Origin of the sequence: Mesorhizobium sp. Cs1321R2N1 (genome assembly GCF_037179725.1) — a bacterium.
GTDB lineage: Bacteria > Pseudomonadota > Alphaproteobacteria > Rhizobiales > Rhizobiaceae > Mesorhizobium > Mesorhizobium salmacidum.
The window spans coordinates 1-25,639 of sequence record NZ_JAPYKP010000079.1; the positions used below are offsets into that span (position 1 = coordinate 1).

Here is a 25,639-nt window from a genome sequence, read left to right on the forward strand (position 1 = left end):
CTCCGCGCTGCGCGGCGCCACCCGCAACCTTGCCGGGGAACTCAATCGCCAGATCCTTGCCGACGGCGGCCATATCTCGCGCAATCCAATGGCGGTGCTTGAAATCCTCGCCGACCTCCTGCCGCTGCGCCAGACCTACGCCAACCAGGCCGAAGCGCCGCCGCAGGCGCTGATCGGCGCCATTGACCGCATGCTGCCGGCGCTGCGCTTCTTCCGTCATCAGGATGGCAGCCTCGCCCGCTTCAACGGTATGGGCGCCACAATCCATGACCGCATCGCCACCATCCTGCGCCATGACGACACCGCCGGCTCCCCGCTGCTGCATGCACCGCATTCGGGCTATGAACGGCTGGCGATCGGCGGCACCACCGTGATTGCCGATACCGGCCTGCCGCCGCCGGTCGACGTGTCCAATGCAGCGCATGCCGGCTGCCTCGCCTTCGAACTGTCGTCGGGCCGCCAGCACTATATCGTCAATGCCGGCATCGACACCTACGGCGCCGCGGAGTTCCGGCCACTGGCCCGCGCCACCGCAGCGCATTCGACAGCCACCATCAACGACACGTCTTCGGCGCGTTTCACCCACGCGCTGCGGGTCAACGACCAGTTGGGATCACCGTTGATCGGCGGCCCGCAGCAAGTGCAGTGCAAGCGCATCGACCAGAAGGGCGTCCACGGCTTCATCGCCCGTCATGACGGCTATCTGCAGCGTTTCGGCTTTCTGCATGAGCGTGAGCTGAAACTCTCCTCGGACGGCAATGTGCTGGCGGGCCGGGATCGGTTCCAGCGGCCCGGCAACGCCCCGATCCGCAACAGCGGCCGCGATTTCATCACCGTGCGCTTTCACGTCCATCCGGACATCAATCTGCTGCAGGACGAACAGGAGCGGCTGGTCCTGACCGCCGATCAGGCCGACACCTGGGTGTTCACCTCGGGCGAAGTGGTGCCCGAAGTTGAGGAATCGATCTATTTCGCCGGTCTGGGCGGGCCGCGCCGCAGCCGCCAGATCGTGCTCGCCTTCAAGGCGTCCGACATTGCCGAAGTCCATTGGCAGCTGACGCGGACAAAGATCGCGGGGTATCCGGAAAACAACTGAACCGCCGCCAAACCGGTCGGCTCAAGCCTGCTGCGGGATACCGAAGGCGTCATAGGTGCTGAGCGATGGCGGACCGGCGAAGGCGAAGCGGATCTTGTCGACCATCGCCGCCGCCTCGCCGCTTCGGTCATAGCGCTCGGCATCCTCTGCCGTGCTCCAAACGGTGATTGCCATGAACGTGTCGCGCGCCTGGTGCTGCTGCAGCAGCACGGCGCTAATATTGCCCTCGGCAGCGCGGATGGCGGGGATCGCCTCGGCCTCGTAGACGTCCCGCAACCGCTCCGTCGTGTCCAGCAACGCCCTGAACTGGCCAATACGCACGAATGCCATAGGTTTTCCTCCATCGCGAGCAGATGAGCCTATACTGGATGCCCTCAATTTCATATGAAACCGTCGAAGGACGCGCGATGCTTGATTTCCGGGCCTCATATGCTACGGCGCGGGCATCCATCACACCAGCCGTGAAAGGCCGCCAGCCAATGGCCGTCGCCGCCAAGAATATTCCCGCCCCGGACCTCGTTCCCGTCCGCCGTGCCTTGCTCTCCGTCTTCGACAAGACCGGCCTGATCGATTTCGCCAGGGCACTGGCCGCGGCCGGTGTCGAGCTCGTCTCCACCGGCGGCACGGCAAAAGCGATCGCCGAAGCCGGCATGGCGGTGCGCGATGTCTCCGAACTCACCGGTTTTCCCGAGATCATGGACGGCCGCGTCAAGACGCTGCACCCGTCCGTGCACGGCGCGCTGCTTGGCGTGCGCGACGATCCCGAGCATACATTGGCGATGCGCAAATACGGCATCGAGCCGATCGATCTCGTCGTCTCCAATCTTTATCCGTTCGAGGAGGTCCGCCGCTCCGGCGCCGACTACGCGGCGATCGTCGAGAATATCGACATTGGCGGCCCGGCGATGATCCGCGCCTCGGCCAAGAACCATGCCTATGTCGCCATTGTCACCGATCCCGGCGACTACGCCGCGGTGCTCAACGCGCTGGAGATGAACATCGGCTCGCTGTCGCTGGATTTCCGCAAGAAGCTGGCGGCCAAGGCCTTCGCCCGCACCGCCACTTATGACGCGGCGATCTCGGGCTGGTTCGCCGAGGCGCTGGAGATCGAGCATCCGACCTGGCGCGCCTTCGGCGGCAGGCTTGCCGAGGTCATGCGCTACGGCGAAAACCCGCATCAGGATGCCGGCTTCTACGTCAATGGCGACAAGCGGCCAGGCGTCGCCACGGCGCGGCAACTGCAGGGCAAGCAGCTGTCCTACAACAACATCAACGACACCGATGCCGCCTTCGAACTGGCCGGCGAGTTCGATCCGAACCGCTCGGCCGCCGTCGCCATCATCAAGCACGCCAATCCGTGCGGCGTGGCCGAAAGTACGTCGCTGAAAGCGGCCTACGCCAAGGCGCTCGCCTGCGACCCGGTCTCGGCCTTTGGCGGCATCGTCGCCTTGAACCGCACCCTTGACGCCGAGGCGGCCGAGGAAATCGTGAAAACCTTCACCGAGGTGATCATCGCCCCCGACGCTACCGACGAGGCCGCGGCAATCATAGCTGCCAAGAAGAATTTGCGCCTGCTGGTCACCAGCGGCCTGCCCGACCCGCGCACGGCAGGCACGACGGTCAAGTCGGTTTCCGGTGGCCTGCTCGTCCAGGGCCGCGACAACGCCGCGGTCGACGACCTCGATCTGAAGGTGGTGACGAAGCGCGCGCCGACGCCCAGCGAAATGGCCGATCTGAAATTCGCCTTCCGCGTCGCCAAGCACGTCAAGTCGAACGCCATCGTCTATGCCAAGGACGGTGCCACCGTCGGCATCGGCGCCGGCCAGATGAGCCGGGTCGATTCCTCACGCATCGCCGCGCGAAAGGCGGTCGACGCGGCGGAGACGGCAGGCATGGCGGAGCCGTTGACCAAGGGCTCGGTGGTCGCTTCGGACGCCTTCTTCCCCTTCGCCGACGGCCTGCTGTCGGCCATCGAAGCCGGTGCCACCGCCGTGATCCAGCCGGGCGGTTCGATGCGCGACGACGACGTCATCGCCGCCGCCGACGAACACGGCATCGCCATGGTGTTCACAGGCGTGCGGCATTTCCGGCATTGAGGAGCTTCTTCCCTTCTCCCCTTATTGTGGGAGAAGGGAGAGGCGCTGCTATTCAACTGGCCGATCCGCCGGATACGGCGTGCGAACCAGGATCGCCATGCCGATGGCCAGGAACAGGATAATCGCCGCCATGCCGAGCCGCGCCGAGCCGCTGGTTGCGGTAATCGTCGCCACCATGAACGGCGCCAGGAAACTGGTTGCCCGGCCGGCTAGCGCATAGATGCCGAAATAGCGGCCGGATTCGGCTGCGGTCACGCTGCGCGCCATGTAGGAGCGCGACGACGCCTGCACCGGCCCGAAAGCCAGGCCGATCAGCAGGCCGTACATGATGTAGGCCTTTTCGGCCGCCGTGCCGAACAGGCCTCCCGAGTCGGCGGTCGAAAGCTGGATCAGGCCGAGCAGCGTGAAGCCCGGGCCGGTCGAGACGACGCCGATGGTGGCGATGGACAGCATGACCAGCGAAATCATCACCACCGCCTTGGAACCCAGGCCGGTGTCGAGCCGCGCCGCGATCCAGCAACCGAAGATGGCGACGACATTGAGGATGATGCCGAACATACCGATCTCGGTGATCGACCATTGGAACATGCCCGCCGCGAAGGTGCCGCCCAGCGCCAGCAGCGCATTGACGCCATCCTGGTAGATCATGCGGGCGACGAGGAAGCGGAAGATGCCGCCACGCTTGCGCACCTCGGCCAGCGTCGATTTCAGCTCCGACAGGCCTTCGCGCACCGCCGGCCCGATCGCGATGCCCTTGATGGCGTCGGGCGTGAAGAAGAACATCGGCAGGATGAACAGGAAATACCAACCGGCCGACAGCGGCCCGGTGGCGCGGGCGTCCTCGCCCAGCTGCGGGTCAAGACCGAACAATGGGGTGATGCCGATGATCGTCTTGCCGGTTTCCGGCGAGCCGGCCAGGCAGGTGACGACGAAGATCAGTGCGATCATGCCCCCGAGATATCCGAGGCCCCAGGCCACGTTGGAGATGCGGCCGATCTCGCTCTTCGGCACCAGGCGCGGCATCATGGAATCGTTGAAGACGGTGGAAAACTCCGCCGCCACCGACGCCAGCGAGAACAGCGCCACGATCAGGAACAGGTTCGAGCCGGGCGCGGCGAACCAGAGCAAGGTGAGACTGGTGACCTTGATCGCGGCGAAGAAGGCGATCCATGGCTTGCGCGGTCCGGTCTGGTCGGCGATCGAACCGAGGATCGGCGACAGCACCGCGATGACCAGCCCGGCAGCGGCGATGCCATAGCCCCAGACGGCTTGGCCGGTGGTGGGATCGCCCGCCATGCGCGAAACGAAATAGGGGCCGAAAATGAAGGTGGTGACGACCGTGAAGAACGGCTGCGCCGCCCAGTCGAAGAACATCCACCCCCAGATGCCGCGCCCGGACGCCCGCTGGATCGTCTCTACCGCCATAGTGATTCCCCCGGCACCCGCTCCGCCCATTTCGGGCGCCATGTCTGCATGTTTCGAATGTTCAAGCAAATGGACAAGCGCTGGCTCACATTCCCGTCAGATCGCTCATCAGGCCCGACGCAACCGACAGCCGCGACACGGTGATGTCGCCGCCTTCCGTCAGCGCCTGTAGCCGATCGCGGATGCGCGCCACCCGCTCGCCGCCGGCTTCGAGCCAGGCCGCCACCGGATCGGCCGCCTTGGACTGGCCGGTGAGGGCGGCGACCGCGATGCCGCGCCGTGCCGCGCCGATCGTGTCGGTGGCGCGGGACAGAGCGAGTTGATCATAATAGTCCGAAGGCGTGATCGAGCGCGCCGCATCCTCGACGCGCGGGATGCGGAAGGCATCGCTGACGGCGAAGAACGCCCTGGCGGCCGCGACAATATCGGCACCGGCGGTGCGCGCCGTCAGCGCGATGTCGGGGATGAGCTCCGCCGCCTCGCTCACCGCCAGCTGCTCGGCCAGCTTCTCCGGGGCGCCAGCCTTGAACAGCCCGTGCCGCTTCTCCTCGATCCGCTCGCGGGAAAAAGCCGGCAGCAGCGATACCAGTTTGGGCTCCAGCGCCTTGCGCGCATCCTGCAGTTCGGCGATGCGCTGGCCGAGCGGTGCCGTGCCGGCATCGTTCTTCAGATACCAGCCGCTGCTCATATAGATGAGCCGGCTCACCATCTGATAGAGATCGAGCTGCACCTGGCCGTCGATCTGGTTGTCGAGCGCGTCGATCTCGCGATAGAGCGCCGGCAGCGCAAAGCCATCGCGCACCACGGCGAAGGTGCGCACCACATCGGCGGCGCTGCGCCCCGTCGCTTCCTGCAGCCGGTTGACGAAGGACGGCCCGCCGCGATTGACCAGGTCGTTGGCCACGACACGGGCGATGATCTCGCGGCGCAGCCGATGACCGTGGATCTCGGAAGCGTATTTCTTCGCCATCCGGTCCGGGAAATAACCCATCAGGTCGCGGTCGAAATGCGCATCGTCCGGCACGTCGCTGGCGACGATGTCAGAAAACAGCACGATCTTGGCATAGGCGAGCAGAACGCCAAGCTCGGCCCGGGTCAGCGGCTCGCCGCGTGCCTCGCGTTCGGCAAGGGCTACCGGCGACGGCAACGTCTCGACCACACGATCGAGCAGGCCGCGCGCCTCCAGCGCCGTCATGAAGCGGCTTTGATGCGCGATGTCGGCGAGACCGCGCTTGCGGGCAATCGAAAGCGCCAGCGTCTGCTGGTAGTTGTTGGACAGCACCAGGCCGCCGACCTCGTCGGTCATCTCGGCCAGCAGCTTGTTGCGCGCCGGACGTGTCAGCGATCCCTTGCGCATGGCGGACGCCAGCGCGATCTTGATGTTGACCTCGACGTCGGAGCAGTTGACGCCGCCCGAATTGTCGATGGCGTCGGAATTGCAGCGGCCGCCATTCATGCCGAACTCGATGCGTGCGCGCTGCGTCACGCCCAGATTGGCGCCCTCGCCGATCACCTTGGCGCGCACGTCGAGCGCCGTGATGCGGACGGCATCGTTGGCGCGGTCGCCAACCTCGGCATTGGTTTCGGTCGACGCCCTGAGATACGTGCCGATGCCGCCGAACCACAACAGGTCGACCGGCGCCTTGAGGATGGCGGTCATGATCTCGACCGGCGTGGCGGTCGTCTTGGCGAGGCCGATCGCGACCGCCGCGGCCGCCGGCAAGGTGATCGACTTCTGGCTGCGCGAGACGATGACGCCGCCTTCCGACAGCTTGGTCTTGTCATAGTCCTGCCAGCTCGAACGCGGCAACGCGAACATGCGCTCGCGCTCGGCCATCGAGGCCGCCATGTCAGGATCCGGATCGATGAAGATGTCGCGATGGTCGAAGGCGGCGATCAGCCGCGTTTTCGGCGACAACAGCATGCCGTTGCCGAACACGTCGCCCGACATGTCACCGACACCGACAACAGAGAACGGCGAGGTTTGGACATCGCGGTTCATCTCGCGGAAATGCCGCTTGACCGCTTCCCAGGCGCCCTTGGCGGTGATGCCCATCTTCTTGTGGTCGTAGCCGGCCGAACCGCCGCTGGCGAAGGCATCGTCGAGCCAGAAGCCGTGCTTCTCGGAGATGGCGTTGGCGGTGTCGGAGAAGGTCGCCGTGCCCTTGTCGGCGGCGACGACGAAATAAGGATCGTCCTGGTCGCGGCGCACCACGCCGGCCGGCGGAATGACGCCGTCCAGGCCGATATTGTCGGTGATCGACAGCAGGCTGGAGACAAAGTTCTTGTAGGCCGAGGTGCCGGCCTCGAAAATGGCGTCGCGGCCGGCGCTCATCGGCAGTTTCTTCGGATAGAAGCCGCCCTTGGCGCCGACCGGCACGATGACGGCGTTCTTGACCTGCTGCGCTTTGACCAGGCCGAGCACCTCGGTGCGGTAGTCCTGGGCGCGGTCCGACCAGCGCAAGCCGCCACGCGCCACCGGGCCGAAGCGCAGATGCAGGCCTTCGACCTCGGAGCCGTAGACGAAGATTTCCCGCCATGGCCGTGGCGCCGGCAACCCCTCGACCGCCTGCGAGTCGAGCTTGATCGCTAGCGACTGGCCTTTCTCTTTCGTATCGGCAACGAAATGATTGGTGCGCAGCGAGGCTTCGATCAGATTTAGATAGCGGCGGATGATGGTGTCGTCGTCGATGTTGGGCACATCTTCCAGCGCATCCCTGATCTTGGCCTTGAGGTGCTTGGCCGCCACCACGCCCTCCGTTTCCGCCGCCGGGCCGAGCCGCGCGATGAACAGGTCATGCAGGCCGCGCGCGATCTCGGGATAGCGGTTGAGCGCCGCGGCAATGAAATCCTGGCTCTGCGGAATGCCGACCTGCTGCAAATAGCGGCCATAGGCGCGCAGGATCGTGATCTCGCCCGACCACAGGCCGGCGGTCTGGGCAAGGCCATTATAACCATCATTGTCGACATCGCCGCGCCATACCGACAGGAAAGCGTCCTCGAACAGCGCGCCGCCGTCGGCGAGGTCGATCGGCTTGCCGTAGCTGTTCTCCAGCTCCATGTCGTGGATGAAGACCAAGCCCGACTGGTCGTCGCCGACCTCGAAGGTGCGCTCGCTGATGACACGGAAGCCGATGTTCTCCAGCACCGGAACGCGCCGCGACAACGCCACCGGGCTGCCATGGTGATAGATCTTCAGCGCCGCCTGGTGCGGCTTCTGCTCGGCATGGCGGTAATAGTCGATGGCGATCGGATTGCCGGCGCTGATCTTGGCGATACGTCCGGCGTCGGCCAGCGCCACCGCCGCGCTGAACGTGTCCCGGTAGCTCTCCGGCAGCCGCGCCGCGATCGCTTTCAACGCCGGGTCGCTGCCGCTGGCTTCGGCCGCATCGGCAAGTGCATCTTCCCAGGTGCGCACGATGTCGCGGATCGCCGCCTCTATCGTCGCCTGCTCGACCTTCGGCGTCTTGCCGCCGGAGCGGCCGATGATGAAGTGAACGCGCGCCAGTCCGCCTTCGGGGAAGGCCGGGTAGTAGGCCGACAGCCGGCCCTCGAACACGGTTTTCAGATAGGCGCCGATCTTCTCGCGCACGACGCTGTCGTAGCGGTCGCGCGGCACGAAGACGAGGATCGAGACGAAACGGTCGAACTGGTCGGCGCGCACCAGCGCTCGCACGCGCGGCCGTTCGACCAGGCCGAGAATGGCAGCGGCATGCTTGCGCAGGATCGGAACCGGCACCTGGAACAGCTCGTCGCGCGGGTAGCTTTCCAGCACGTTGATCAGCGCCTTGCCGGAGTGGTCATGGCGGTCGAACCCGGACTTGGCGATGATGGTTTCGGCCTTGGACCTGAGATACGGGATCTTCATCACCGACCGCGTATAGGCGGTCGAGGTGAACAGGCCGACGATGCGCAGTTCGCCCGCCAACGCGCCCTTGGCGGTGTAGGTCTTGACGCCGATGTAGTCGAGATAGATGCGCCGGTGCACCAGCGACTTGGCATTGGCCTTGGTGACGATCAGCGGCTCCGGTCCGTGCAGGAAAGCACGGATTTCCGGCGTCGTCGTCACCGCCTCGGTCCCGCGCCTCAGCACCAGCACGTCCGGGTCGGTCAGGATGCCCAGGCCGGGCTTTTCGGCGCGTTCCAGATTGCCGCTTTCCTCGCCGCCGGTGTATTTGAATTCACGCATGCCGAGGAAGGTGAAGTTGTCGTCGCGCAGCCACTCCAGGAAGGCGATGGCCTCGGCGACGCTCTTCTTGTCGAGCGGCACCGCCGAATAGCGGAATTCGGAGATTGCCTGATCGAGCCGGGCCAGCATCGGCCGCCAGTCGTTGACCGCGGCGTGGACCTGTCCAAGCATCTTGCGCAGCCGCTCGGTCAAGCCATTTGCCTGTTCCGGCGTCAGCCGGGGAATGTGGACATGGATCACGCTCAGCCGGTCATGGCTTCCGTCATCCCTGGCGAAATTGCCGTCGCCGAGGATTTCGTCCACACCCGTCTTGTCATGGCGAACCGTGATCACCGGATGGGTGACCAGGGTCGGTTCACCTGATGTCTCTGTGACCTCGCCGAGGATGGAATCGAACAGGAACGGCATGTTGTCGTTGACGACCGTGATGACGGTCACCGGGCGGCCTTCGCGAACGACGCCCGAATCGGCTTCCACGGCGACGACGCACTCACCCTTTTTGTGAACGGCGACCGCCTGGCCGGCGAGATCGGCGGCACGTTCGAGGTCCGTCACGTCGTAGGCGGCGATATCCTCCGCCGGCGCGCGGGCGAGCAGGTAATCGGTGAGCCTAGCCGGTCTGTCCTCGATCTTCGCCGCAGGTGCCTTCTTCTTCGACTTGGCTGCGGACTTCACACTGGCCATGACGCTTCTTCCCTCCCGTCGCATGCTTTTGCGACTATGGTAGCAGATGACCGCTGTTTGGCGACAAAGGTTTGACGGCTTGCCAAGAATTATCGGAATTCGGCGGCAAGGCATCGCCTGACGAGGAGAAATGATCCATGACCGGCAAAATCACCGCGCTTGACCTGGCCTCGGGAGAGCTGAGCGAGCCTACAAAAGCCTATTTCGCCAAATGCGAGGAAAAGCTCGGGCTCGTCCCCAACGTGCTCAGGGCCTATGCCTTCGACGACAAGAAGCTGCGCGCCTTCACCGACATGTATAACGACCTGATGCTGGGCGAATCCGGCCTGTCGAAGCTGGAACGCGAGATGATCGCTGTCGCCGTCTCCTCCATCAACCACTGCTACTATTGCCTGACCGCGCATGGCGCTGCGGTGCGTCAGCTCTCGGGCGATCCCTTGCTCGGCGAGATGATGGTGATGAATTTCCGCGCGGCCGACCTTTCCCCGAAGCAAACGGCGATGCTCGAATTCGCCGTCAAGGTGACGCAAGAGCCGGCCAGGATCGTCGAGGCCGACCGCGCTGCATTGCGCCAGGCCGGCTTCAGTGATCGCGACATCTGGGACATCGCTTCGACCGCGGCCTTCTTCAACATGTCGAATCGTGTCGCGGCCGCGATCGACATGCGGCCGAACGACGAATATCACGCCATGGCGCGATAGGGCCACGCGCGCTCCACCATCGGTCCTCGTTCTCATCAAGCGTTGACAGGCAGACACTGCCGGCTAGGTTTCCGGGAAACAAAATTTCCGAGGGGTGAAACTTCGTGCCCGAGGCTAACGCTTCGAGAATGGGAGCCCTTATGCTGGACCGAATTGCCAAACCCAGGATTGTTCTCTGCGCCCTGACCATGACGCTGGCGCTCGCATCCCCACCCGCCCATGCATTCGAGGCGGCGACAGCCTACCAGCCCATTTTCGAAACGGCGGCGGCCAAGACAGTAACGTTGACCGGCCACGACCTGACCATCGACCAGGTCATCGACATCGCCCGCAACGGCGCCAAGGTCGAACTCAGCCCGGAAGCGCTGCAGCGCTCGGCGGATGCCTACGGCCTGCTGCTCGAGGGTGCCGCCGAAGGTATCACGATCTACTGGTTCAACCGTGGCGCCGGCGACCAGCGCGAAACGGTGATCTTCTCCGGCGACCCGACGACGCCGGAAAACAGCAAGCTCCTCAAGGATCAGCAGCTCGCCCGCTTCAAGGGCGGGGTCAACAGAGGCTACGGGCCGGAGCTGCAGGAGGAGGCGCTCGTGCGCGCGATCATGGCGATCCGCGCCAACACCATGTCCTACGAAGCCGCCAGCCCGCAGCTGACGCATATGCTCCTCGACATGCTGAACAAGCGGGTGACGCCGGTCGTGCAATCGCGCGGCACGCTCGGCGAAGGTGACCTCGCGACACTCGGCAATATCGGCGCGGCCATGGTCGGCGAAGGCGAGGCCTACCTCAACGGCGTTCGCATGCCGGCCGCGCAGGCCCTTTCGCAGGCGGGCCTGAAGCCGCTCGAACCGTTCGCCGCCGACCAGGCCGCGCTGATCAGCAGCAATGCCTACGCGCAGGCACAGGCGGTGCTTTTGCTGGAGGACGCGCGAAAACTGCTGGAATGGACCGACCTCAGCTACGCCATGGGGCTGAACGGCATGAATTCCAGCGTGACGCCGATATCGGTGCCGGTGCAATCCATGCGGCCTTACCCGTGGCTGACATGGGATGCGGCGAGGATCATGGACATGATCAAGGGCAGCTATCTCTTCGATGAGGATGCGGCCCGCATCATCCAGGACCCGGAAAGCATGCGCGCCTCCAGCCAGCGTCAGGGCTCGGCCTGGCAGGCCTGGGCGGATCTGCGCCAATCCGTGCTGCTCTCCATCAACTCGTCGGATCACAATCCGGCCGTGCTGCCGGGCCTGACGCCGCAGAGCTCGCCGGAGCTGAACACGCCGCAATTCATGAAATATTACATCAAGGGCGGACCGCTGAGTAACGGCAAGTCCGGCTATATCTTCTCCAACGCCAACTGGGATCCTTATCCCATGGCCAATCAGGTCGAGGCTTTCACCATCTCTCTCACCAATCTTGGCGTCGCGGTGGCGCAGCGCATCGAGCGCTTCCGCAATCCCTTCTTCACCGTGGTCAAGCCGGCCGATGTGCTGAAGCCCGAAGAGCGCAAGGATATCCCGACCTTCGACGGCTATCTGCCGACCGATCTCTGGCAGGAACTGGCCGATCTCGGCACGCCGGTGACACCGAATGGCCAGGCCATCGTCGCCACCGTCGAGGACCTCGAAGCGCAGACCCGCATCAAGACGCAACGCGCCCGCGAGGCGGTCGACCTGTCGTTTCACCTGCTGGCTCAGGACCTGTTGACGGCAAGCTATTGGATGGAAATCCGCAAGGCGCAGAACCCGCAGCGGAAATTCGGTGAGGCGCCAACCGCGGCACTCGAGGCGCTGCGCCAGGTGATCCCCTGGCATCAGGCGGCATCGGAACGGCAAAAGCGGCCGCTCGGCATGGTCGCCTATGATTTCATGCAGGAGAACCCGGCCTCGAAATTTTATCCCGGCGGACCGCAGGCGCCGAAGAGTGCCGCATTTCCGACGGCCGGCGTTCTGCCCAAGCGATGAAAGCCGCCGCAAGGCGGGTATCCAGGAACCGATGCCCACCTTCAGGACGGTCGAGTAGCATATGGCGATCACCTCGCGGAGACGAATATTAGCGATGGCGAATTTTCATTGCCTGCTGGTCATTTTGGTCCGATGATCGGCAGGCGGCATGACCGCATGTCGGTTCGATGCCGCTGATCAGGGAGGAGAGCATGGCAAAGTTTCTCTACATCTATCATGGCTCGGGCAAGATGCCGGCGAACGAAGCGGACCGCAAAGCAATGACCGACGCCTGGACAGGCTGGTTCGGAAAACTCGGCTCGGCCGTGGTCGAGCGCGGCAATCCTGTCGGCATGTCGAAGACGGTGCTGCCCGGCGGCAAGGTCGAGAACAATGGCGGCAGCAACCCGACCGGCGGCTATTCGATCATCGAGGCGAAGGACATCGATGACGCTGCCAGCAAGGCCAGGGAGTGTCCGATCCTGATGGAGCCGAACTGCAACGTCGAGATCGCGCCGATCATCAACATGATGAGCTGACGCCTGCTTAATGCATGTCGCTCAAAAGTGACCTCGGTTTTGGGAGAACGACATGCATCAAAACAAAGATCTAAAGCGCGTCGCATGAATACGTTTGACCGCGACGCGCTTTAGAGCAATTCCAGGAAAAGTGTGAAGCGGTTTTCCCCGGAGAAGCGCGTAGCGCTTTCCCTAAGGAATTGCGTTAAAAAAAGAGCTAGAGCGGTTCGACGTTTCCATGAAACGGCGAACTGCCCTAGGACCGCGCCGCGATGGCCGCCGCGGCACCGGCCATTGTCGTGGCGCTGACGCGGTTGGCGATCTTCATGGCGCGCTTGCTCCTAAGCAGCTTGCGCGCCTGCGAGGCGGCGAGCACCCAGGCGAGATCGATGGCTATCAACACCACCGCCATGGTCGCCGTCAGTTCGACCCAGCCGACGAGGCTGACCGAAGCGAGGTCTATGATGGTCGGCAACAGCGCCAGATAGAACATCATGATCTTGGGATTGCCGAGCGTGACGGCCATGCCGGCGAAGAACAGCTTGCCGGCCGAATCCTCGCGCGGCATCTCGCCTTCCTTGGCGTCGACGGGCGCCGTCCACATCTTCCAGGCGAGGTAGGCGAGATAGGCGACGCCAACCCATTTCACCATGACGAAAGCGAGATGGAAGGTTTGCGCCACCACCGCCAGCCCGAACACAGCCACCGACAGCCAGATGCCTTCGCCGATCCACATGGCAAGCAGGAACGGAAACACATCGCGAAACCCTTTCGAGATGACGCGCGCGACGAGCGCCGCGATCGACGGACCGGGCGAACCGGCGGCCACGAACAAGGCGGCGGCGAAGATCAGCAGTGAGGCGAGGTGCATGGCGAGGGTCTCTGCGTCGGGGCTCGATCAGCCACAATAACCAACAGCTGCGGCTCTGGCAAAGGCAAGACAATGGGCCATGGGCGCTGACCTGCCGCGTGCGGAGCCCCTTGCAGACCCGGCGTCACGCCGCTAGAAGGGCCGCCGCGAAACAATTTCGAGCCTCACTTTGCCTCAGTAACCGCCGGTCTCGTCAACTCCCCGACACACCTGCATGGCGCCGCATCAGCAGTGCCTGTTTCGTTTTTATGTGTTCTTCTGGGCGGCGGTTCGAGACCGGTTTGGCACTGCTGAACCGCTGTCGCGCGCTTTTGCCAGCGACACCTGACGTCACATTCTCCGCAGCCACCCGCCACGCCGCGCCCGCATGGGCATCTCGACATCGCCGACCGGATGAACTTCCCGACGGGAAGGACTTACCGGCATGTTTTCGGTCCTGCGCATCCACTGGACGATCGCGCCTGAAATCGCACCACGCCCCCTGATCAACTGCAATCGCTGCGGCTGCGTGAAAGCCTATTGCTGCAGCGGGAAATTCCGCGTCAACGCCAACGGCAAGCGCATCGACGTGTGGCTGATCTATCGTTGCGTCGATTGCGACAATTCCTGGAATTTCGGTATTTTCGAGCGCTGCACCCGCCGCGACATCGCGCCGGCGCTGCTCGCGGCACTCGGAAGCAATGATCCGGCACTGGTCCGGAGCCATGCCTTCGACATCGTTGCCCTGCGCAAACAGGTGGGACGCGTCGAGGAGTTCCCTGACGCCGCCGTGCGCAAGCAGGTGATCGGCGAGATGAAGGAAGACGCGACGGCGCTGGAACTCCGGCTCGGTCTGGAAATACCGGTATCGCTGAGGCTCGACCGGCTGCTTGCCAACGAACTTCGCATCTCGCGGTCGCGGCTTCAGGCGCTGGACGAACGGAGGTTGCTGACCGTCGAGCCGGATGGAGCAAAGGCCCTGCGCAAACCAGCCCGAGAGGGAGCGACAATCCGCATCGATCTCGCCGGCGAGCCTGACCGTCGGACCATCATCTCGGCCGCGGGTGGATGAACGAAAAAGGGCGGAGCACAGGTGCTCCGCCCTCTCAACTCTCGAAAAGGAAGACCTTACGCCGCGCCGACCGCCTTCGACGACTTCTCGAAACGCTTGCGCTCGTTGGGATCGAGATAGAGCTTGCGCAGGCGAATGGTCTTCGGCGTCACCTCAACCAGCTCGTCGTCCTGGATCCAGGCCAATGCGCGCTCCAGCGTCATGCGGATCGGCGGGGTGAGCTTGACCGCTTCATCCTTGCCGGCGGCGCGGATGTTGGTCAGCTTCTTGCCCTTCAGCACGTTCACTTCGAGATCGTTGTCCCGGCTGTGGATGCCGATGATCATGCCCTGATAGACCTTGACGCCCGGATCGATGACCATCGGACCACGGTCTTCGAGGTTCCACATGGCGTAGGCGACCGACTCGCCCTGCTCGTTGGAGATCAGCACGCCGTTGGTGCGGCCGGGCAATTCGCCCTTGTAAGGTTCGTAGGCATGGAACAGCCGGTTCATCACGGCGGTGCCGCGCGTGTCGGTCAAAAGTTCCGACTGGTAACCGATCAGGCCGCGCGTCGGCGCGTGGAAGACGATGCGCTGGCGGTTGCCGCCCGAGGGACGCAGCTCGACCATTTCGGCCTTGCGCTCCGACATCTTCTGCACGACGACGCCGGCATGCTCCTCGTCGACGTCGATCACGACTTCCTCGACCGGCTCCAGCAATTCGCCATTCTCGCCCTTCTGCATGACGACGCGCGGACGCGAGACGGCGATCTCGAATCCTTCGCGGCGCATGGTCTCGATCAGCACGGCGAGCTGCAGTTCGCCACGTCCGGAGACGAAGAACGAATCCTTGTCGGGCGATTCCTCGATCTTGAGCGCGACATTGCCTTCGGCTTCCCGAAGCAACCGGTCGCGAATGACGCGGCTGGTCACCTTGTCGCCTTCGGTGCCGGCCAGCGGGCTGTCGTTGACGAGGAAGGACATGGTCACGGTCGGTGGATCGATCGGCTGTGCATGCAGCGCCTCGGTCACCGCCAGGTCGCAGAACGTGTCGGCGACGGTCCCCTTGGACAGGCCGGCAATGGCGACGATGTCACCCGCCTGCGCTTCTTCGATCGGCTGGCGCTCGAGGCCACGGAAAGCGAGGATCTTGGAGATGCGGCCGGTTTCGATCTGGGTGCCGTCATTGTGCAGCACCTTGACGGCCTGGTTGGACTTCAGCGTGCCGCTCTCGATGCGGCCGGTGATGATGCGGCCGAGGAACGGATTGGCTTCCAGGATGGTGCCGATCATGCGGAACGGACCGGGATGGACGGTCGGCGCCGGCACATGCTTGATGACGAGGTCGAACAACGGCGCGAGCTGCTGGTCCTTGGGCCCTTCCGGGTTTTCCGACACCCAGCCGTCGCGGCCCGAACCATAGAGGATCGGGAAGTCGAGCTGCTCGTCGGTGGCGTCGAGCGCGGCGAACAGGTCGAACACCTCGTTGACCACCTCGACATGGCGCGCGTCGGGACGGTCGATCTTGTTGATGACGACGATCGGCTTCAAGCCGACCTTGAGCGCCTTGCCGACGACGAACTTAGTCTGCGGCATCGGCCCTTCGGCGGCGTCGACCAGCACGATGGCCGAATCCACCATCGACAGGATGCGCTCGACCTCACCGCCGAAATCGGCGTGGCCGGGGGTATCGACGATGTTGATGCGCGTGTCCTTCCAGTCGACCGAGGTCGCCTTGGCCAGGATGGTGATGCCGCGTTCCTTTTCGAGATCGTTGGAATCCATGGCGCGCTCGGCGACGCGCTGATTGTCGCGGAAGGAGCCGGACTGTTTCAAAAGCTGGTCGACCAGGGTGGTCTTTCCATGGTCGACGTGCGCGATGATCGCGATATTACGGAGGTTCATGATTCTGGTCTCGGAAGCGTTGCAGGCAGCAGGCCAAAGGCGCTGCCTCTTTCGGTTGCGCGGCTCATACAGGGTTTTTCGCAGTTGCGAAAGGGGACGCGCGCCACCAAATACTCATCAAATCTTAAGCATCTGCGTGTGAAATGATTTTGTTAACCAAGGCGGGAACCTTTTCAGGCCCCGGGCAGTTCGAACGTCATGACCGATAAACTCAACCGATTTTGGCCGCTGATCGCGTCCGCTGCCTTTGCCGTCCTGCTGGCGGCCAACGCCGCGCAGTCGGCCGCGACGCTGAAGGAAGCGCGGTCTGTCCTCCCTGATAATACGCCTTCCGCGCAGCAGGCCTTTGCCGACGCGCCCGACGGCGTCGACCCGGTGGTCACCGGCCCGGTCAGCGCCGCCTTCAAGCAGAGACAGGCCAGCGCCAACTGCGATGCGGCGGTTTGGCCCAACATTCCAATGGTCTGCTACCCCGACTGAGACGCCTCTCGCGCCAGTTCTTACACGCTGAGGCGTGTTGAGATTCAGGTCAGGCCGAGTCGAAAATGGTGGATCCCGAGAACCGGAGCGGAGCGTACTTTTGTACGTGAGCACCGGAAGCGCAGGAAGCCGCCGTTTGCAGGCCAGCCTCACCTGAATATCGACGCGCTTCAAGCCGCCTGCGGTTCCGGATCGAAGGCCGGTCGGCTGGTGTTGATCAGGAGCGAAATACAGGCCGCCGCGATTGCCGTCATGCCGGCAATCAGGAACGCCAGTTCGTAATTGCCTTGCAGTTCACGCATGGTGCCGCCGAAGGCGGCGGCGGCGGCGGCACCCACCTGGTGGCCGGCGACGATCCAGCCGAACACGATCGGCCCGCTGCGGTCGCCGAAGGCTTCGTTGGCCAGCCGCAGCGTCGGCGGCACTGTGGCGATCCAGTCGAGGCCGTAGAGCACGGCGAAGATGATCAGGCTGGTCGCCGAGAACCCGGAATAGGGCAGATAAATCAGCGACAGGCCACGGATGGCATAGTAGACGCCGAGCAGCTTGCGCGGGTCGAAACGGTCGGTGAGCCAGCCGGACAGTGTGGTGCCGATCAGGTCGAAAATGCCCATCATCGACAGCAGGCCGGCGGCCTGCACCTCGCCAATGCCCATGTCGCCGCAGAACGCGATCAGATGCGTGCCAACCAGCCCGTTGGTGGTGAAGCCGCAGACGAAGAAGGTGGCGAACAGGTACCAGAACACCCGCGTGCCGGCGGCGCGGCGCAACGTGTTGAGCGTATGCGCCAGGAAATTGCCTTGTGAGGCGGGCGAAGTCGGCGGCACATCATCCGCCTCGGCGCCATAGCGCACCATGCCGATCGAGGCCGGGCGCTCCGGCACCAGCAGCCAGACCAGAGGGATCAGCGCCGCGGTAGCGATCGCGACGGCGATGACAACGGGCTGCCAGCCGCCGGCTTGCGCCAGCGAGGCGATCAGCGGCAGGAAGACCAGCATGCCGGTGGCGCTGGAGGCCGACATCAGCCCCATGACAAGGCCGCGATTGGTCTTGAACCAGCGGTTGACGATGGTGGCGCCGAGCACGCTGGCGACGGCGCCGGATCCGATGCCGGAAAAAACGCCCCAGGTGATGAACAGATGCCAGGGCTTGGTCATCAGCAGGCTGAGCGTGGTCGAAGCCGACATCACCACCAGCGATGCAAGCAGCGTGCGGCGCAGCCCGATGCGCTCCATCAGCGCTGCTGCGAACGGACCGGTTAGCCCATAGAGCAGGATGCCGACGCCCGCAGCCAGCGAAATGACGTCGCGTCGCCAACCGAAACTGTTTTCCAGCGGCAGCATCATGACGGACGGCGCCGAGCGCAGGCCGGCGGCAATCAGCAGGCAGAGGAAGATGACGCCAACCACGACGAAAGCGTAGCGCTGGCCAAATGGACGGGATTGAGCTATCATGTTACTGACCGGTACGTTGCAAGGTGGGAGCATGTATCGTACCGATCGGTAACATTGTCAATCGAGTCCCATGATGCCAAGCGACAAAAATATTGAACTGACCATCAGAGACGGTCATGAATCCGCGCCACCCAAGGCCGCCAAGAAGATCCTAGACGTGGCCTATGACCTGTTCTACCGGCGAGGTATCAGGGCGATCGGCGTCGACGAAATCGTCAAGCGCGCCGGCGTTACCAAGCCCAGCCTCTATCGCAGCTTTCCCTCCAAGGACGAACTGGCCGCCTCCTACCTCAGGCAATACGACCTTGAATACTGGGAGCGTTTCGATGAAGCCGTTGCCGCCCATCCCGGCGACCCGCGCGCGCAGATCAAGGCTTTCCTGACCCGAATCGGCAAGCGAACGCAAGTGGCGGACTATCGCGGCTGCGGCATGACCAATGCGGCGGTCGAATATCCCGACCACAGCCATCCGGCCCGCGTTGTCAGTGAGGCCAACAAGCAGGAATTGCGCCGCCGCCTGCGCGCCATGGCGGCCGCGATGGGCGCACAAGACCCTGACACGCTGGGCGACGGGCTGCTGCTCATGATCGAAGGCGCCTACATCAGCGGCCAGCTGTTCGGCCTCGGCGGACCGGCGCAGTCGGTTGCCCGCAACGCCGACCTGCTGATCGAAGCGAGCTTGAAGAAATAGCCATTGGCGATACGCTGGGACGACCTCCAACGGAGATCTCCGCGATGCGCAGCCTGTTGATCCCACTCACCTTCGCCGGCCTCTGCCAGGCGGCACAAGCCGGCGAGATATCCAGCGCCTACACCGACCTCGACTGGAAGAAGGACTGCGTGACCTATGCGCAGGCCGAGCAGGGCGACGGCGACTGGGCCGACCTCGCCTGCTCCGGCTATCGCGGCTATTCCGTGCTGATCGGATATGACGACGCCCGCGAATCGCTGTTCTACGGTTTTCCGCCCGGCGGCGACATGACGTCCGCCTAGGAAAGTTTTTCGGCCTTGAATTCGTCCGGGGCCAAGGTCGAGTGGCGCATCGAAACCAATGGCGACAAAGCCGTGCCATTCGCGGTCATCCACCGCCGCTCGATCAGCGATCCCGAGGACGAGACCAAGAAGACCGAGGTGCTGCTCGTCGCCAAGGTGGCCCAGATGGACGCTCGTGACGGCTGCACCGTCGGCCTGGTGCTCGCCACCGGCAACCCCACCGCCAACGACCAGGCACGCAAGATCGCCGATGAAAAGGCGAAGGGCTTCGCCTGCGGCAAGGACAAGCGCGTGGTGGTCGGCAACGTGCCGGCTTTCGGCCGGGTCGATAACTGAGGACGTCGCCGAAGCGCCGCTTCGCGGCTGCTCCGCCCTGGCATGACGAAGTCGGGTTACCTACTTGCTCGCCTTCGCCCGGTCGATCGCGTCCATGATCATCTTCTTGGCATATTTGGAATCGTGCCAGCCCTCGATCTTGACCCATTTGCCGGGTTCGAGATCCTTGTAGTGCTCGAAAAAGTGCTGCACCTGCTGGCGCGTGATGTCGGGCAGCTGCGTGTATTCGGTGACGTTCTCGTAGCGCAGTGTCAGCTTCGGTGACGGCACCGCGATGATCTTCTCGTCCTGGCCGGCATTGTCTTCCATGATCAGCACGCCGATGGGCCGAACGTTGATCACGCAGCCCGGCACCAAAGCGCGCGTGTTGCAGACCAGCACGTCGATCGGGTCGCCGTCGCCCGATAGCGTGTGCGGCACGAAGCCGTAATTGCCGGGATAGCGCATCGAGGTGTGCAGGAAGCGGTCGACGAACAGCGTACCGGCCTCCTTGTCCATCTCGTACTTGATCGGCTCGCCGCCAATCGGCACCTCGATGATGACGTTGACGTCGTCAGGCGGATTCTTTCCAGTGGCTATGGCTTCGATGCGCATGGCTTTTGTCCCTCTCTCGATTGGCAGGAGATAGCGGGCGGCGCAAAATGGTGCAATGCGGCGAATGGTGCTTAGATGCATCCGGAGAGACGCGATGGCGTTCTACGCGTTCAATCATCGGCACAAGATGTTTCAGCGCCGTGATTTTGCGTGAGTCGGGGACTTCGCCGTCCGATTATCCCCCGGCGGTCACTCCCAGACGAAGGCGACCTTCTTGAGCGCCTTCTGCTCGAAAATCTCGACGCCTTCGGCGATGTCGCGGCCGCCGGCCCCGGCATAGAAGGCAAGTGCGTTCTGGTTGTCTTCCAGCGCCCACACCACCATGCCTTTCAGCCCATGGTCGGCGAGACGTGCCCTGGCCGCCGAAAACAGCCGCCTGCCGAGCCCGATGCCTTGGTATTCCGGGCGCAGGTACAATTCGTAGATCTCGCCCTGCTGCTTGAGTTCCTTGGCGCGGTTCTTGCCGATCGTCGCATAGCCGGCGATCTTGCCGCCGATCTCGACGACCAGCACGGTGGCCGCGCGGCGGATGGCATTCGCCCACCAGTCGGCGCCACGGCGGTTGATCATCGATGTCAGCGTGCGGTGCGGAATGATGCCGGAATAGGCGCCGCGCCAGGCTTCCAGATGCACTTCGGCAATGGCGCCGGCATCGCGCGGGTCTGCCTTCCGAATGTCGATCGTCAGCGTATTCATGATTTGTTAACCATAAACCCGCATTGCCCGATTGCAAGAGTCCGGGCGGCCGATGGTGCGCTTTCGCACAGACGATCCATGACGCTGGCGACGTCCAGCAAAGCCGGTCAGGAACCCGGCTGAGGAGCGTTTGCGGGCGAGCTTTCAGATCTCGACCAGATGGTCGTCCAGCTCGTTGGTATCGCCTTGCGTGACCGGGAAGTGCTCGGCCAGCACCGTCCCCACCTGCTCGATTGCCGTGACGAAGCCGTCGGCGAGCCGGTCGTCCCCGGCATGGGCGGTCAGGTCACGCACCACTCCGTCCCACAAATGCTGGCCGACTTTGGCGTCGATGCCTGAATCGGCGACCACCTCGGCATAGCGTTCGGCGATCGAGACGAAGATCAGCACGCCGGTGCGCGCCGTGGTGCGGTGGACGTTGCGGGCGAGGAACTGCTTGACCGCATTGGCGTGTGCGGCCTGATAGCGCAGCCGACGCGGCACCATATGGATGCGCAGGCCGGGCAGTGTCCACAGCAGGGCAAGCACGCAGGCCAGTGCCAGCAACTCAGCGATGACGAAATGCGGCAGGCGGATGGTGAGCCACCAGGCCTCCAGCCCATAGGCGACCACAAGGCTGACGACCAGCATGCCGAGCGTCGCCATCAAGGCCGCAGGGGCGAAATAGCCATCGCTGGCATGCGCCACGACGCAATAGATTTCGCCGTCGGTCCTGGATTCCGCCGACCGGATCGCAGCGGCGATCCGCTCATGATCCTGTGGGCTGATCGGTCGTGTTGCCATGATCTTGTCTCACCAGCTTCCTGAAGAACCGCCACCGCCGGACGAGCCGCCGCCACCCGAAAACCCGCCGCCGCCGCTGCTTGACCCCGAAGACCACCCGCCGCCGGAACTGCCCGAGGACCAGCCGCCGCCCGACCCCGTCGTCCAACCGCTGCCGCGCGTGGATCCGCCCGCTCCCTGGCCATAACGAAACGTCATGCCCAGCCATCTATACACGCCCGGCGACAGCTTCGTGCCGAACATCGGCGGCAGGAATGCCATTGCCAGGCCGCCGAAGAACATGCGCCCACAGGATCAGGAACACGGCGACGACCGGGTCGATGGGAGTGCTGCTATCGGCGGGATTGCGCTTGCCGCGCGCCTCCAACTCCTCCGGATTGCCTTCCAGCACCATGATCATGTCGTCGACGGCCTTCGAGATGCCGCCGGAGAAATCGCCGGCGCGGAAGGCCGGCACCATGTCGTTCTCGATGACCAGCTTGGTGTGCAGGTCGGTCAGCGTGCCTTCCAGCCCATAGCCGACCTCGATGCGCATCTTGCGGTCGTTGGGCGCGACCAGAAGCAGAACGCCGTTGTTCTCCTTGGCCTGGCCGAGCTTCCAGAAGCGGAACAGCCGGTTGGCGTAGGGTTCGATCTCCTCGCCGCCGAGGCTGGGGATAGTGGCGACGACGATCTGGTCCGAGCCCTTGGTTTCGAAGTCCGCCAGCTTCTGCGTCAGCGCCGCCTTGGTCGCCGCATCGATGATGCCGGCATTGTCGACGACGCGGCCGGTCAGAACAGGCAGTTCGGCGGCGAAACCCGCGAAGCTGGACAGCAGTAGCGCCAGCACCATCAGGACAGCATGGATAGCCGGGATAAGGCGGCTGGACCTCAACAGGCTGATGCTGCGCGTCGTCATGCCCTTACCAGCTTCCCGAGGAGCCGCCGCCGCCGGACGAACCGCCGCCGCCCGAAAAACCGCCACCGCCGCCACCCGAAGACCAGCCGCCGTCGGAACTGCCCGAGGACCAGCCGCCCCCGGATGAGGACCGCCGGTGCGGCTCGAAGGTCATGCCGAGCCAGCGATAGCGTCCGGGCCCAAGCTTCTGGCCGAAGATCGGCGGCAGGACCGAAGCCGCGATGCCGCCGAAGAAAATGATCGCCCAGATGCTGATGAAAATGGCGAAGAACAGGTCGTCGGAATTGAACGGGGCCTGCTCGTTGCGCTTGCCGCGCGCCTCCAGCTCCTCCGGATTGCCCTCCAGCACCATGATCATGTCGTCGACGGCCTTGGAGATGCCGCCGGAGAAATCGCCGGCGCGGAAGGCCGGCACCATGTCGTTCTCGATGATCAGCTTGGTGTGCAGGTCGGTCAGCGTGCCTTCCAGCCCATAGCCGACCTCGATGCGCATCTTGCGGTCGTTGGGCGCGACCAGAAGCAGGACGCCGTTGTTCTCCTTGGCCTGCCCCAGTTTCCAGAAGCGGAACAGCCGGTTGGCGTAGGGTTCGATCTCCTCGCCGTCGAGGCTGGGGATGGTGGCGACGACGATCTGGTCGGAGCCCTTGGTTTCGAAGTCCGCCAGCTTCTGCGTCAGCGCCGCCTTGGTCGCGGCATCGATAATGCCGGCATTGTCGACGACCCGGCCCGTGAGCGCCGGCAGATCGGCAGCGAAGGCGGTTAGGGGCAAGAGGAAGAAAAGGCAGAATAACGCGCCAAGAAAAGCCAGGTTGGCGTTCTGTCGCGCCCCCCTCTGTCCTGCCGGACATCTCCCCCTCAAGGGGGGAGATTGGATGTCATACAGGGTTTCGCCAATCGCCAGGCATTGAGAGCGGAAGCCGGCCGCAAAGCTGCCAATCCCCTTTGAGGGAGAGGTGTCCGGCAGGACAGAGGGGGGTGTTTGCACGCCAGCGATCCGTCTTTTCGCGGAATTTATTCCGATGACAGTCGCCGTTCACCCGCCCTGCTTCGTGCCGAAATCGACCTTCGGCGGCTGCATCTTGTCTTCCTCTACGGTGAAGTTGGCGAAGGGCTCGCTGCCGCGGAACCAGAAGGTCGCCCACAGCACCGACGGGAACGTCTTCAGCGTCAGATTGTAGTCCCTGACGGCCTGGATGTAGTCGCGCCGCGCCACCGCGATGCGGTTCTCCGTGCCTTCGAGCTGCGCCTGCAGCGCCAGGAAATTCTGGTTGGCCTTGAGGTCGGGATAGGCCTCCGACACCGCGATCAGCCGCGACAGTGCGCTGGTCAGCCCTGCCTGGGCATCCTGGAACTTCTTGAGCGCTTCCGGATCCTTCAACGTTTCCGGCGTCACCGTGATCTGCGTCGCCTTGGCCCGCGCCTGGACAACGGCGTCGAGCGTGTCCTTTTCATGCGAGGCATAGCCTTTGACCGTCTCGACCAGATTGGGGATGAGGTCGGCGCGGCGCTGATACTGGTTCAACACCTCGCTCCATGCCGCCCTGGCGTTTTCTTCCGCCGTCGGGATCGTGTTGTAGCCGCAGCCGGCAAGCAGCGGCAGCACGATTGCCATCATCAGGAAGGCGGGCAGCGTGCGGAATGTCGATGGTCGAGCAAGGCGCTGGGCAAGCATGATGGGGGTCCCTCGATAGAAGTTGCATCCGAAGCATTACCACAATCGGCGCGCAAGAAAACGGCCCCGACCTCTGCAGCAGGCCCGGCATGGATCGCCCCCGCGCAAGGCCCTGTGATTGGCCGCGCGAACGCGATAAGGTTCCACCAAAACGGGACATCATCATGCCGGAAGGCCAGGACAGCGACAGGGAATCGCGCCATATCCTCCAGCGCGTCGCGCAGGAGACCGATCCGGCCGGCAACTCTTTCGTGGCACGGACGACAAAAGGCATGCGCGACCACGTCTCCGCAGCCGATGCCGACCGCTCGGACCCGATCGAAGTCTGGGGTACGCGCGTTGGCAGGATACTCGGCCTGCTTCTGGCGCTGGGCTTGATGGTCTGGCTCGTGCTTTTCCTCACCCGGGGCAGCTAGGAATCAAAAACAATGAGCGCCGAAAAAACCGACGCGCCGCGCGCGGTCATCGTCATTTCCAGCCATGTCGCGCGTGGCTCGGTCGGCAACCGTGCCGCCGTCTTTGCGCTGGAGACGCTGGGTTTTCCGGTCTGGGCGGTGCCGACAATCATCCTGCCATGGCATCCCGGCCATGGCCGCGCGACCCGCATCGTGCCGCCGCTCGACCAGTTCAAGGCGCTGATGGCCGATCTGGAGCGCGCGCCGTGGCTGGGCGAAGTTGGGGCTGTGCTCTCAGGCTATCTCGGCGAGGCCGGCCAGGCCGAGGCGGTCGCCTCTCTGGTCTCCGCGGTCAAGGCGAGGACGCCCGACGCCGTCTACATCTGCGATCCGGTGATGGGCGATTCCGGTGGCCTCTATGTGCCCGAGCCCACCGCCGCCGTCATGCGCGACCGGCTGATGCCGATCGCCGACATCGCCACTCCCAACCGCTATGAGCTGGAATGGATGGCCGGCGCGCCGCTGCCCGACCTGAAATCGGTGATCTCGGCGGCACTCCATGCCGGACCGTCGACCATGCTGGTCACCTCGGCACCGTCGATGATTTCAGGCGGCACCGGCAATCTGCTGCTCGACGGCACCCAGGCGCTGCTCGCCGAACACCGCCTGATCGACAAGCCGCCGAACGGCCTGGGCGACCTGACCGCGGCGGTCTACCTGGCGCGCATCCTGTCCGGCCAGCCGGCGATCAAGGCGCTGCAGTCGACCACGGCGGCGGTCTACGAGATCCTGGCGCGCACGGCAAAACGCGGCGGCGACGAGTTGCAGCTCGAGACCGATGCGCAGAGCCTGTCGCACCCGATGGCCATGGTCCAGCT

General features: G+C 64.1%; 21 protein-coding genes and 2 pseudogenes. 11 read left to right on the top strand and 12 right to left on the bottom strand.

What is annotated here, in order from left to right; genetic code table 11:
- A partial coding sequence (locus tag O7A61_RS19480) for a heparinase II/III family protein (protein WP_337131187.1) occupies positions 1 to 1,096 on the top strand: 1,096 nt, incomplete at its 5' end.
- Between the two features lie 21 nt (positions 1,097 to 1,117).
- Here O7A61_RS19480 and O7A61_RS19485 read toward each other — a convergent pair.
- Complete coding sequence (locus O7A61_RS19485; RefSeq protein ID WP_337131188.1) at positions 1,118 to 1,426, bottom strand: putative quinol monooxygenase; 309 nt, start codon at positions 1,424 to 1,426, stop codon at positions 1,118 to 1,120.
- A gap of 149 nt (positions 1,427 to 1,575) precedes the next feature.
- On the opposite strand from O7A61_RS19485, the gene purH reads away from it, so the two are divergent.
- On the top strand, positions 1,576 to 3,192 hold the full coding sequence (purH, locus tag O7A61_RS19490; protein ID WP_337131189.1) for a bifunctional phosphoribosylaminoimidazolecarboxamide formyltransferase/IMP cyclohydrolase: 1,617 nt from the start codon (positions 1,576 to 1,578) through the stop codon (positions 3,190 to 3,192).
- A 48-nt stretch (positions 3,193 to 3,240) separates the two neighbouring features.
- Here the strand turns inward: purH and O7A61_RS19495 are convergent, their stop codons facing one another.
- The gene (locus O7A61_RS19495; protein WP_337131190.1) at positions 3,241 to 4,617 is read right to left on the bottom strand and encodes an MFS transporter; all 1,377 of its coding nucleotides are present in this window, start codon (positions 4,615 to 4,617) and stop codon (positions 3,241 to 3,243) included.
- A gap of 85 nt (positions 4,618 to 4,702) precedes the next feature.
- Positions 4,703 to 9,490, bottom strand: coding sequence for an NAD-glutamate dehydrogenase (locus tag O7A61_RS19500; RefSeq protein WP_337131191.1), 4,788 nt, complete (start codon positions 9,488 to 9,490; stop codon positions 4,703 to 4,705).
- Positions 9,491 to 9,627: 137 nt separating this feature from the next.
- On the opposite strand from O7A61_RS19500, the gene O7A61_RS19505 reads away from it, so the two are divergent.
- From O7A61_RS19505 to O7A61_RS19515, 3 genes are all read left to right on the top strand, one after another.
- On the top strand, positions 9,628 to 10,191 hold the full coding sequence (locus O7A61_RS19505) for a peroxidase-related enzyme (protein ID WP_337131192.1): 564 nt from the start codon (positions 9,628 to 9,630) through the stop codon (positions 10,189 to 10,191).
- A 140-nt stretch (positions 10,192 to 10,331) separates the two neighbouring features.
- Positions 10,332 to 12,155 carry an aromatic amino acid ammonia-lyase gene (locus tag O7A61_RS19510; protein ID WP_027145155.1) on the top strand — a complete coding sequence of 608 codons (1,824 nt, stop codon included), beginning with the start codon at positions 10,332 to 10,334 and terminating at the stop codon, positions 12,153 to 12,155.
- Positions 12,156 to 12,346: 191 nt separating this feature from the next.
- Positions 12,347 to 12,673: a hypothetical protein gene (locus O7A61_RS19515; RefSeq protein WP_337131193.1), complete on the top strand. Its 327-nt coding sequence runs from the start codon at positions 12,347 to 12,349 to the stop codon at positions 12,671 to 12,673.
- A gap of 235 nt (positions 12,674 to 12,908) precedes the next feature.
- Here the strand turns inward: O7A61_RS19515 and O7A61_RS19520 are convergent, their stop codons facing one another.
- Positions 12,909 to 13,523, bottom strand: a complete 615-nt coding sequence (locus tag O7A61_RS19520; protein ID WP_337131194.1) for a LysE family translocator — start codon at positions 13,521 to 13,523, stop codon at positions 12,909 to 12,911.
- Between the two features lie 424 nt (positions 13,524 to 13,947).
- Between O7A61_RS19520 and O7A61_RS19525 the strand changes: the two genes are divergently transcribed.
- A complete protein-coding gene (locus O7A61_RS19525; protein ID WP_337131195.1) occupies positions 13,948 to 14,574 on the top strand; it encodes a DUF1062 domain-containing protein in 627 nt (208 codons plus the stop codon).
- 56 nt (positions 14,575 to 14,630) lie between these two features.
- Here O7A61_RS19525 and typA read toward each other — a convergent pair whose 3' ends face one another.
- Positions 14,631 to 16,460, bottom strand: a complete 1,830-nt coding sequence (gene typA / locus O7A61_RS19530) for a translational GTPase TypA (RefSeq protein ID WP_027145159.1) — start codon at positions 16,458 to 16,460, stop codon at positions 14,631 to 14,633.
- Positions 16,461 to 16,658: 198 nt separating this feature from the next.
- Here typA and O7A61_RS19535 point away from each other — a divergent pair, with 198 nt between their 5' ends.
- Positions 16,659 to 16,940: a hypothetical protein gene (locus O7A61_RS19535; RefSeq protein WP_140503924.1), complete on the top strand. Its 282-nt coding sequence runs from the start codon at positions 16,659 to 16,661 to the stop codon at positions 16,938 to 16,940.
- A gap of 170 nt (positions 16,941 to 17,110) precedes the next feature.
- Here the strand turns inward: O7A61_RS19535 and O7A61_RS19540 are convergent, their stop codons facing one another.
- Entirely contained in the window at positions 17,111 to 18,394 is a 1,284-nt protein-coding gene (locus tag O7A61_RS19540) for an MFS transporter (RefSeq protein WP_337131196.1), read from the bottom strand.
- 73 nt (positions 18,395 to 18,467) lie between these two features.
- Here O7A61_RS19540 and O7A61_RS19545 point away from each other — a divergent pair, with 73 nt between their 5' ends.
- Both O7A61_RS19545 and O7A61_RS19550 read left to right on the top strand, forming a co-directional pair.
- A complete protein-coding gene (locus O7A61_RS19545) occupies positions 18,468 to 19,085 on the top strand; it encodes a TetR/AcrR family transcriptional regulator (RefSeq protein ID WP_337131197.1) in 618 nt (205 codons plus the stop codon).
- A 44-nt stretch (positions 19,086 to 19,129) separates the two neighbouring features.
- Positions 19,130 to 19,723, top strand: a pseudogene (locus tag O7A61_RS19550) (hypothetical protein).
- 60 nt (positions 19,724 to 19,783) lie between these two features.
- On the opposite strand, the gene ppa reads toward O7A61_RS19550, so the two are convergent.
- From ppa to O7A61_RS19580, 6 genes and pseudogenes are all read right to left on the bottom strand, one after another.
- Positions 19,784 to 20,317, bottom strand: a complete 534-nt coding sequence (gene ppa / locus O7A61_RS19555; RefSeq protein ID WP_140503932.1) for an inorganic diphosphatase — start codon at positions 20,315 to 20,317, stop codon at positions 19,784 to 19,786.
- A gap of 189 nt (positions 20,318 to 20,506) precedes the next feature.
- Positions 20,507 to 21,013: a GNAT family N-acetyltransferase gene (locus O7A61_RS19560; protein WP_027146749.1), complete on the bottom strand. Its 507-nt coding sequence runs from the start codon at positions 21,011 to 21,013 to the stop codon at positions 20,507 to 20,509.
- 144 nt (positions 21,014 to 21,157) lie between these two features.
- Complete coding sequence (locus tag O7A61_RS19565; protein ID WP_337131198.1) at positions 21,158 to 21,796, bottom strand: TPM domain-containing protein; 639 nt, start codon at positions 21,794 to 21,796, stop codon at positions 21,158 to 21,160.
- Positions 21,797 to 21,805: 9 nt separating this feature from the next.
- Positions 21,806 to 22,628, bottom strand: a pseudogene (locus O7A61_RS19570) (TPM domain-containing protein).
- Positions 22,629 to 22,698: 70 nt separating this feature from the next.
- Positions 22,699 to 23,502 carry a TPM domain-containing protein gene (locus tag O7A61_RS19575; protein ID WP_337131201.1) on the bottom strand — a complete coding sequence of 268 codons (804 nt, stop codon included), beginning with the start codon at positions 23,500 to 23,502 and terminating at the stop codon, positions 22,699 to 22,701.
- A gap of 225 nt (positions 23,503 to 23,727) precedes the next feature.
- Positions 23,728 to 24,366, bottom strand: a complete 639-nt coding sequence (locus tag O7A61_RS19580) for a LemA family protein (protein ID WP_027144535.1) — start codon at positions 24,364 to 24,366, stop codon at positions 23,728 to 23,730.
- Positions 24,367 to 24,530: 164 nt separating this feature from the next.
- On the opposite strand from O7A61_RS19580, the gene O7A61_RS19585 reads away from it, so the two are divergent.
- Positions 24,531 to 24,782: a hypothetical protein gene (locus O7A61_RS19585; RefSeq protein WP_337131199.1), complete on the top strand. Its 252-nt coding sequence runs from the start codon at positions 24,531 to 24,533 to the stop codon at positions 24,780 to 24,782.
- 12 nt (positions 24,783 to 24,794) lie between these two features.
- A partial coding sequence (pdxY, locus tag O7A61_RS19590) for a pyridoxal kinase PdxY (RefSeq protein ID WP_337131200.1) occupies positions 24,795 to 25,639 on the top strand: 845 nt, incomplete at its 3' end.

Coding starts and splice junctions, on each gene's coding strand:
- O7A61_RS19485 (WP_337131188.1), bottom strand. CDS start 1,426: ATGGCATTCGTGCGTATTGGCCAGTTCAGGGCGTTGCTGGACACGACG.
- purH (WP_337131189.1), top strand. CDS start 1,576: ATGGCCGTCGCCGCCAAGAATATTCCCGCCCCGGACCTCGTTCCCGTC.
- O7A61_RS19495 (WP_337131190.1), bottom strand. CDS start 4,617: ATGGCGGTAGAGACGATCCAGCGGGCGTCCGGGCGCGGCATCTGGGGG.
- O7A61_RS19500 (WP_337131191.1), bottom strand. CDS start 9,490: ATGGCCAGTGTGAAGTCCGCAGCCAAGTCGAAGAAGAAGGCACCTGCG.
- O7A61_RS19505 (WP_337131192.1), top strand. CDS start 9,628: ATGACCGGCAAAATCACCGCGCTTGACCTGGCCTCGGGAGAGCTGAGC.
- O7A61_RS19510 (WP_027145155.1), top strand. CDS start 10,332: ATGCTGGACCGAATTGCCAAACCCAGGATTGTTCTCTGCGCCCTGACC.
- O7A61_RS19515 (WP_337131193.1), top strand. CDS start 12,347: ATGGCAAAGTTTCTCTACATCTATCATGGCTCGGGCAAGATGCCGGCG.
- O7A61_RS19520 (WP_337131194.1), bottom strand. CDS start 13,523: ATGCACCTCGCCTCACTGCTGATCTTCGCCGCCGCCTTGTTCGTGGCC.
- O7A61_RS19525 (WP_337131195.1), top strand. CDS start 13,948: ATGTTTTCGGTCCTGCGCATCCACTGGACGATCGCGCCTGAAATCGCA.
- typA (WP_027145159.1), bottom strand. CDS start 16,460: ATGAACCTCCGTAATATCGCGATCATCGCGCACGTCGACCATGGAAAG.
- O7A61_RS19535 (WP_140503924.1), top strand. CDS start 16,659: ATGACCGATAAACTCAACCGATTTTGGCCGCTGATCGCGTCCGCTGCC.
- O7A61_RS19540 (WP_337131196.1), bottom strand. CDS start 18,394: ATGATAGCTCAATCCCGTCCATTTGGCCAGCGCTACGCTTTCGTCGTG.
- O7A61_RS19545 (WP_337131197.1), top strand. CDS start 18,468: ATGCCAAGCGACAAAAATATTGAACTGACCATCAGAGACGGTCATGAA.
- ppa (WP_140503932.1), bottom strand. CDS start 20,317: ATGCGCATCGAAGCCATAGCCACTGGAAAGAATCCGCCTGACGACGTC.
- O7A61_RS19560 (WP_027146749.1), bottom strand. CDS start 21,013: ATGAATACGCTGACGATCGACATTCGGAAGGCAGACCCGCGCGATGCC.
- O7A61_RS19565 (WP_337131198.1), bottom strand. CDS start 21,796: ATGGCAACACGACCGATCAGCCCACAGGATCATGAGCGGATCGCCGCT.
- O7A61_RS19580 (WP_027144535.1), bottom strand. CDS start 24,366: ATGCTTGCCCAGCGCCTTGCTCGACCATCGACATTCCGCACGCTGCCC.
- O7A61_RS19585 (WP_337131199.1), top strand. CDS start 24,531: ATGCCGGAAGGCCAGGACAGCGACAGGGAATCGCGCCATATCCTCCAG.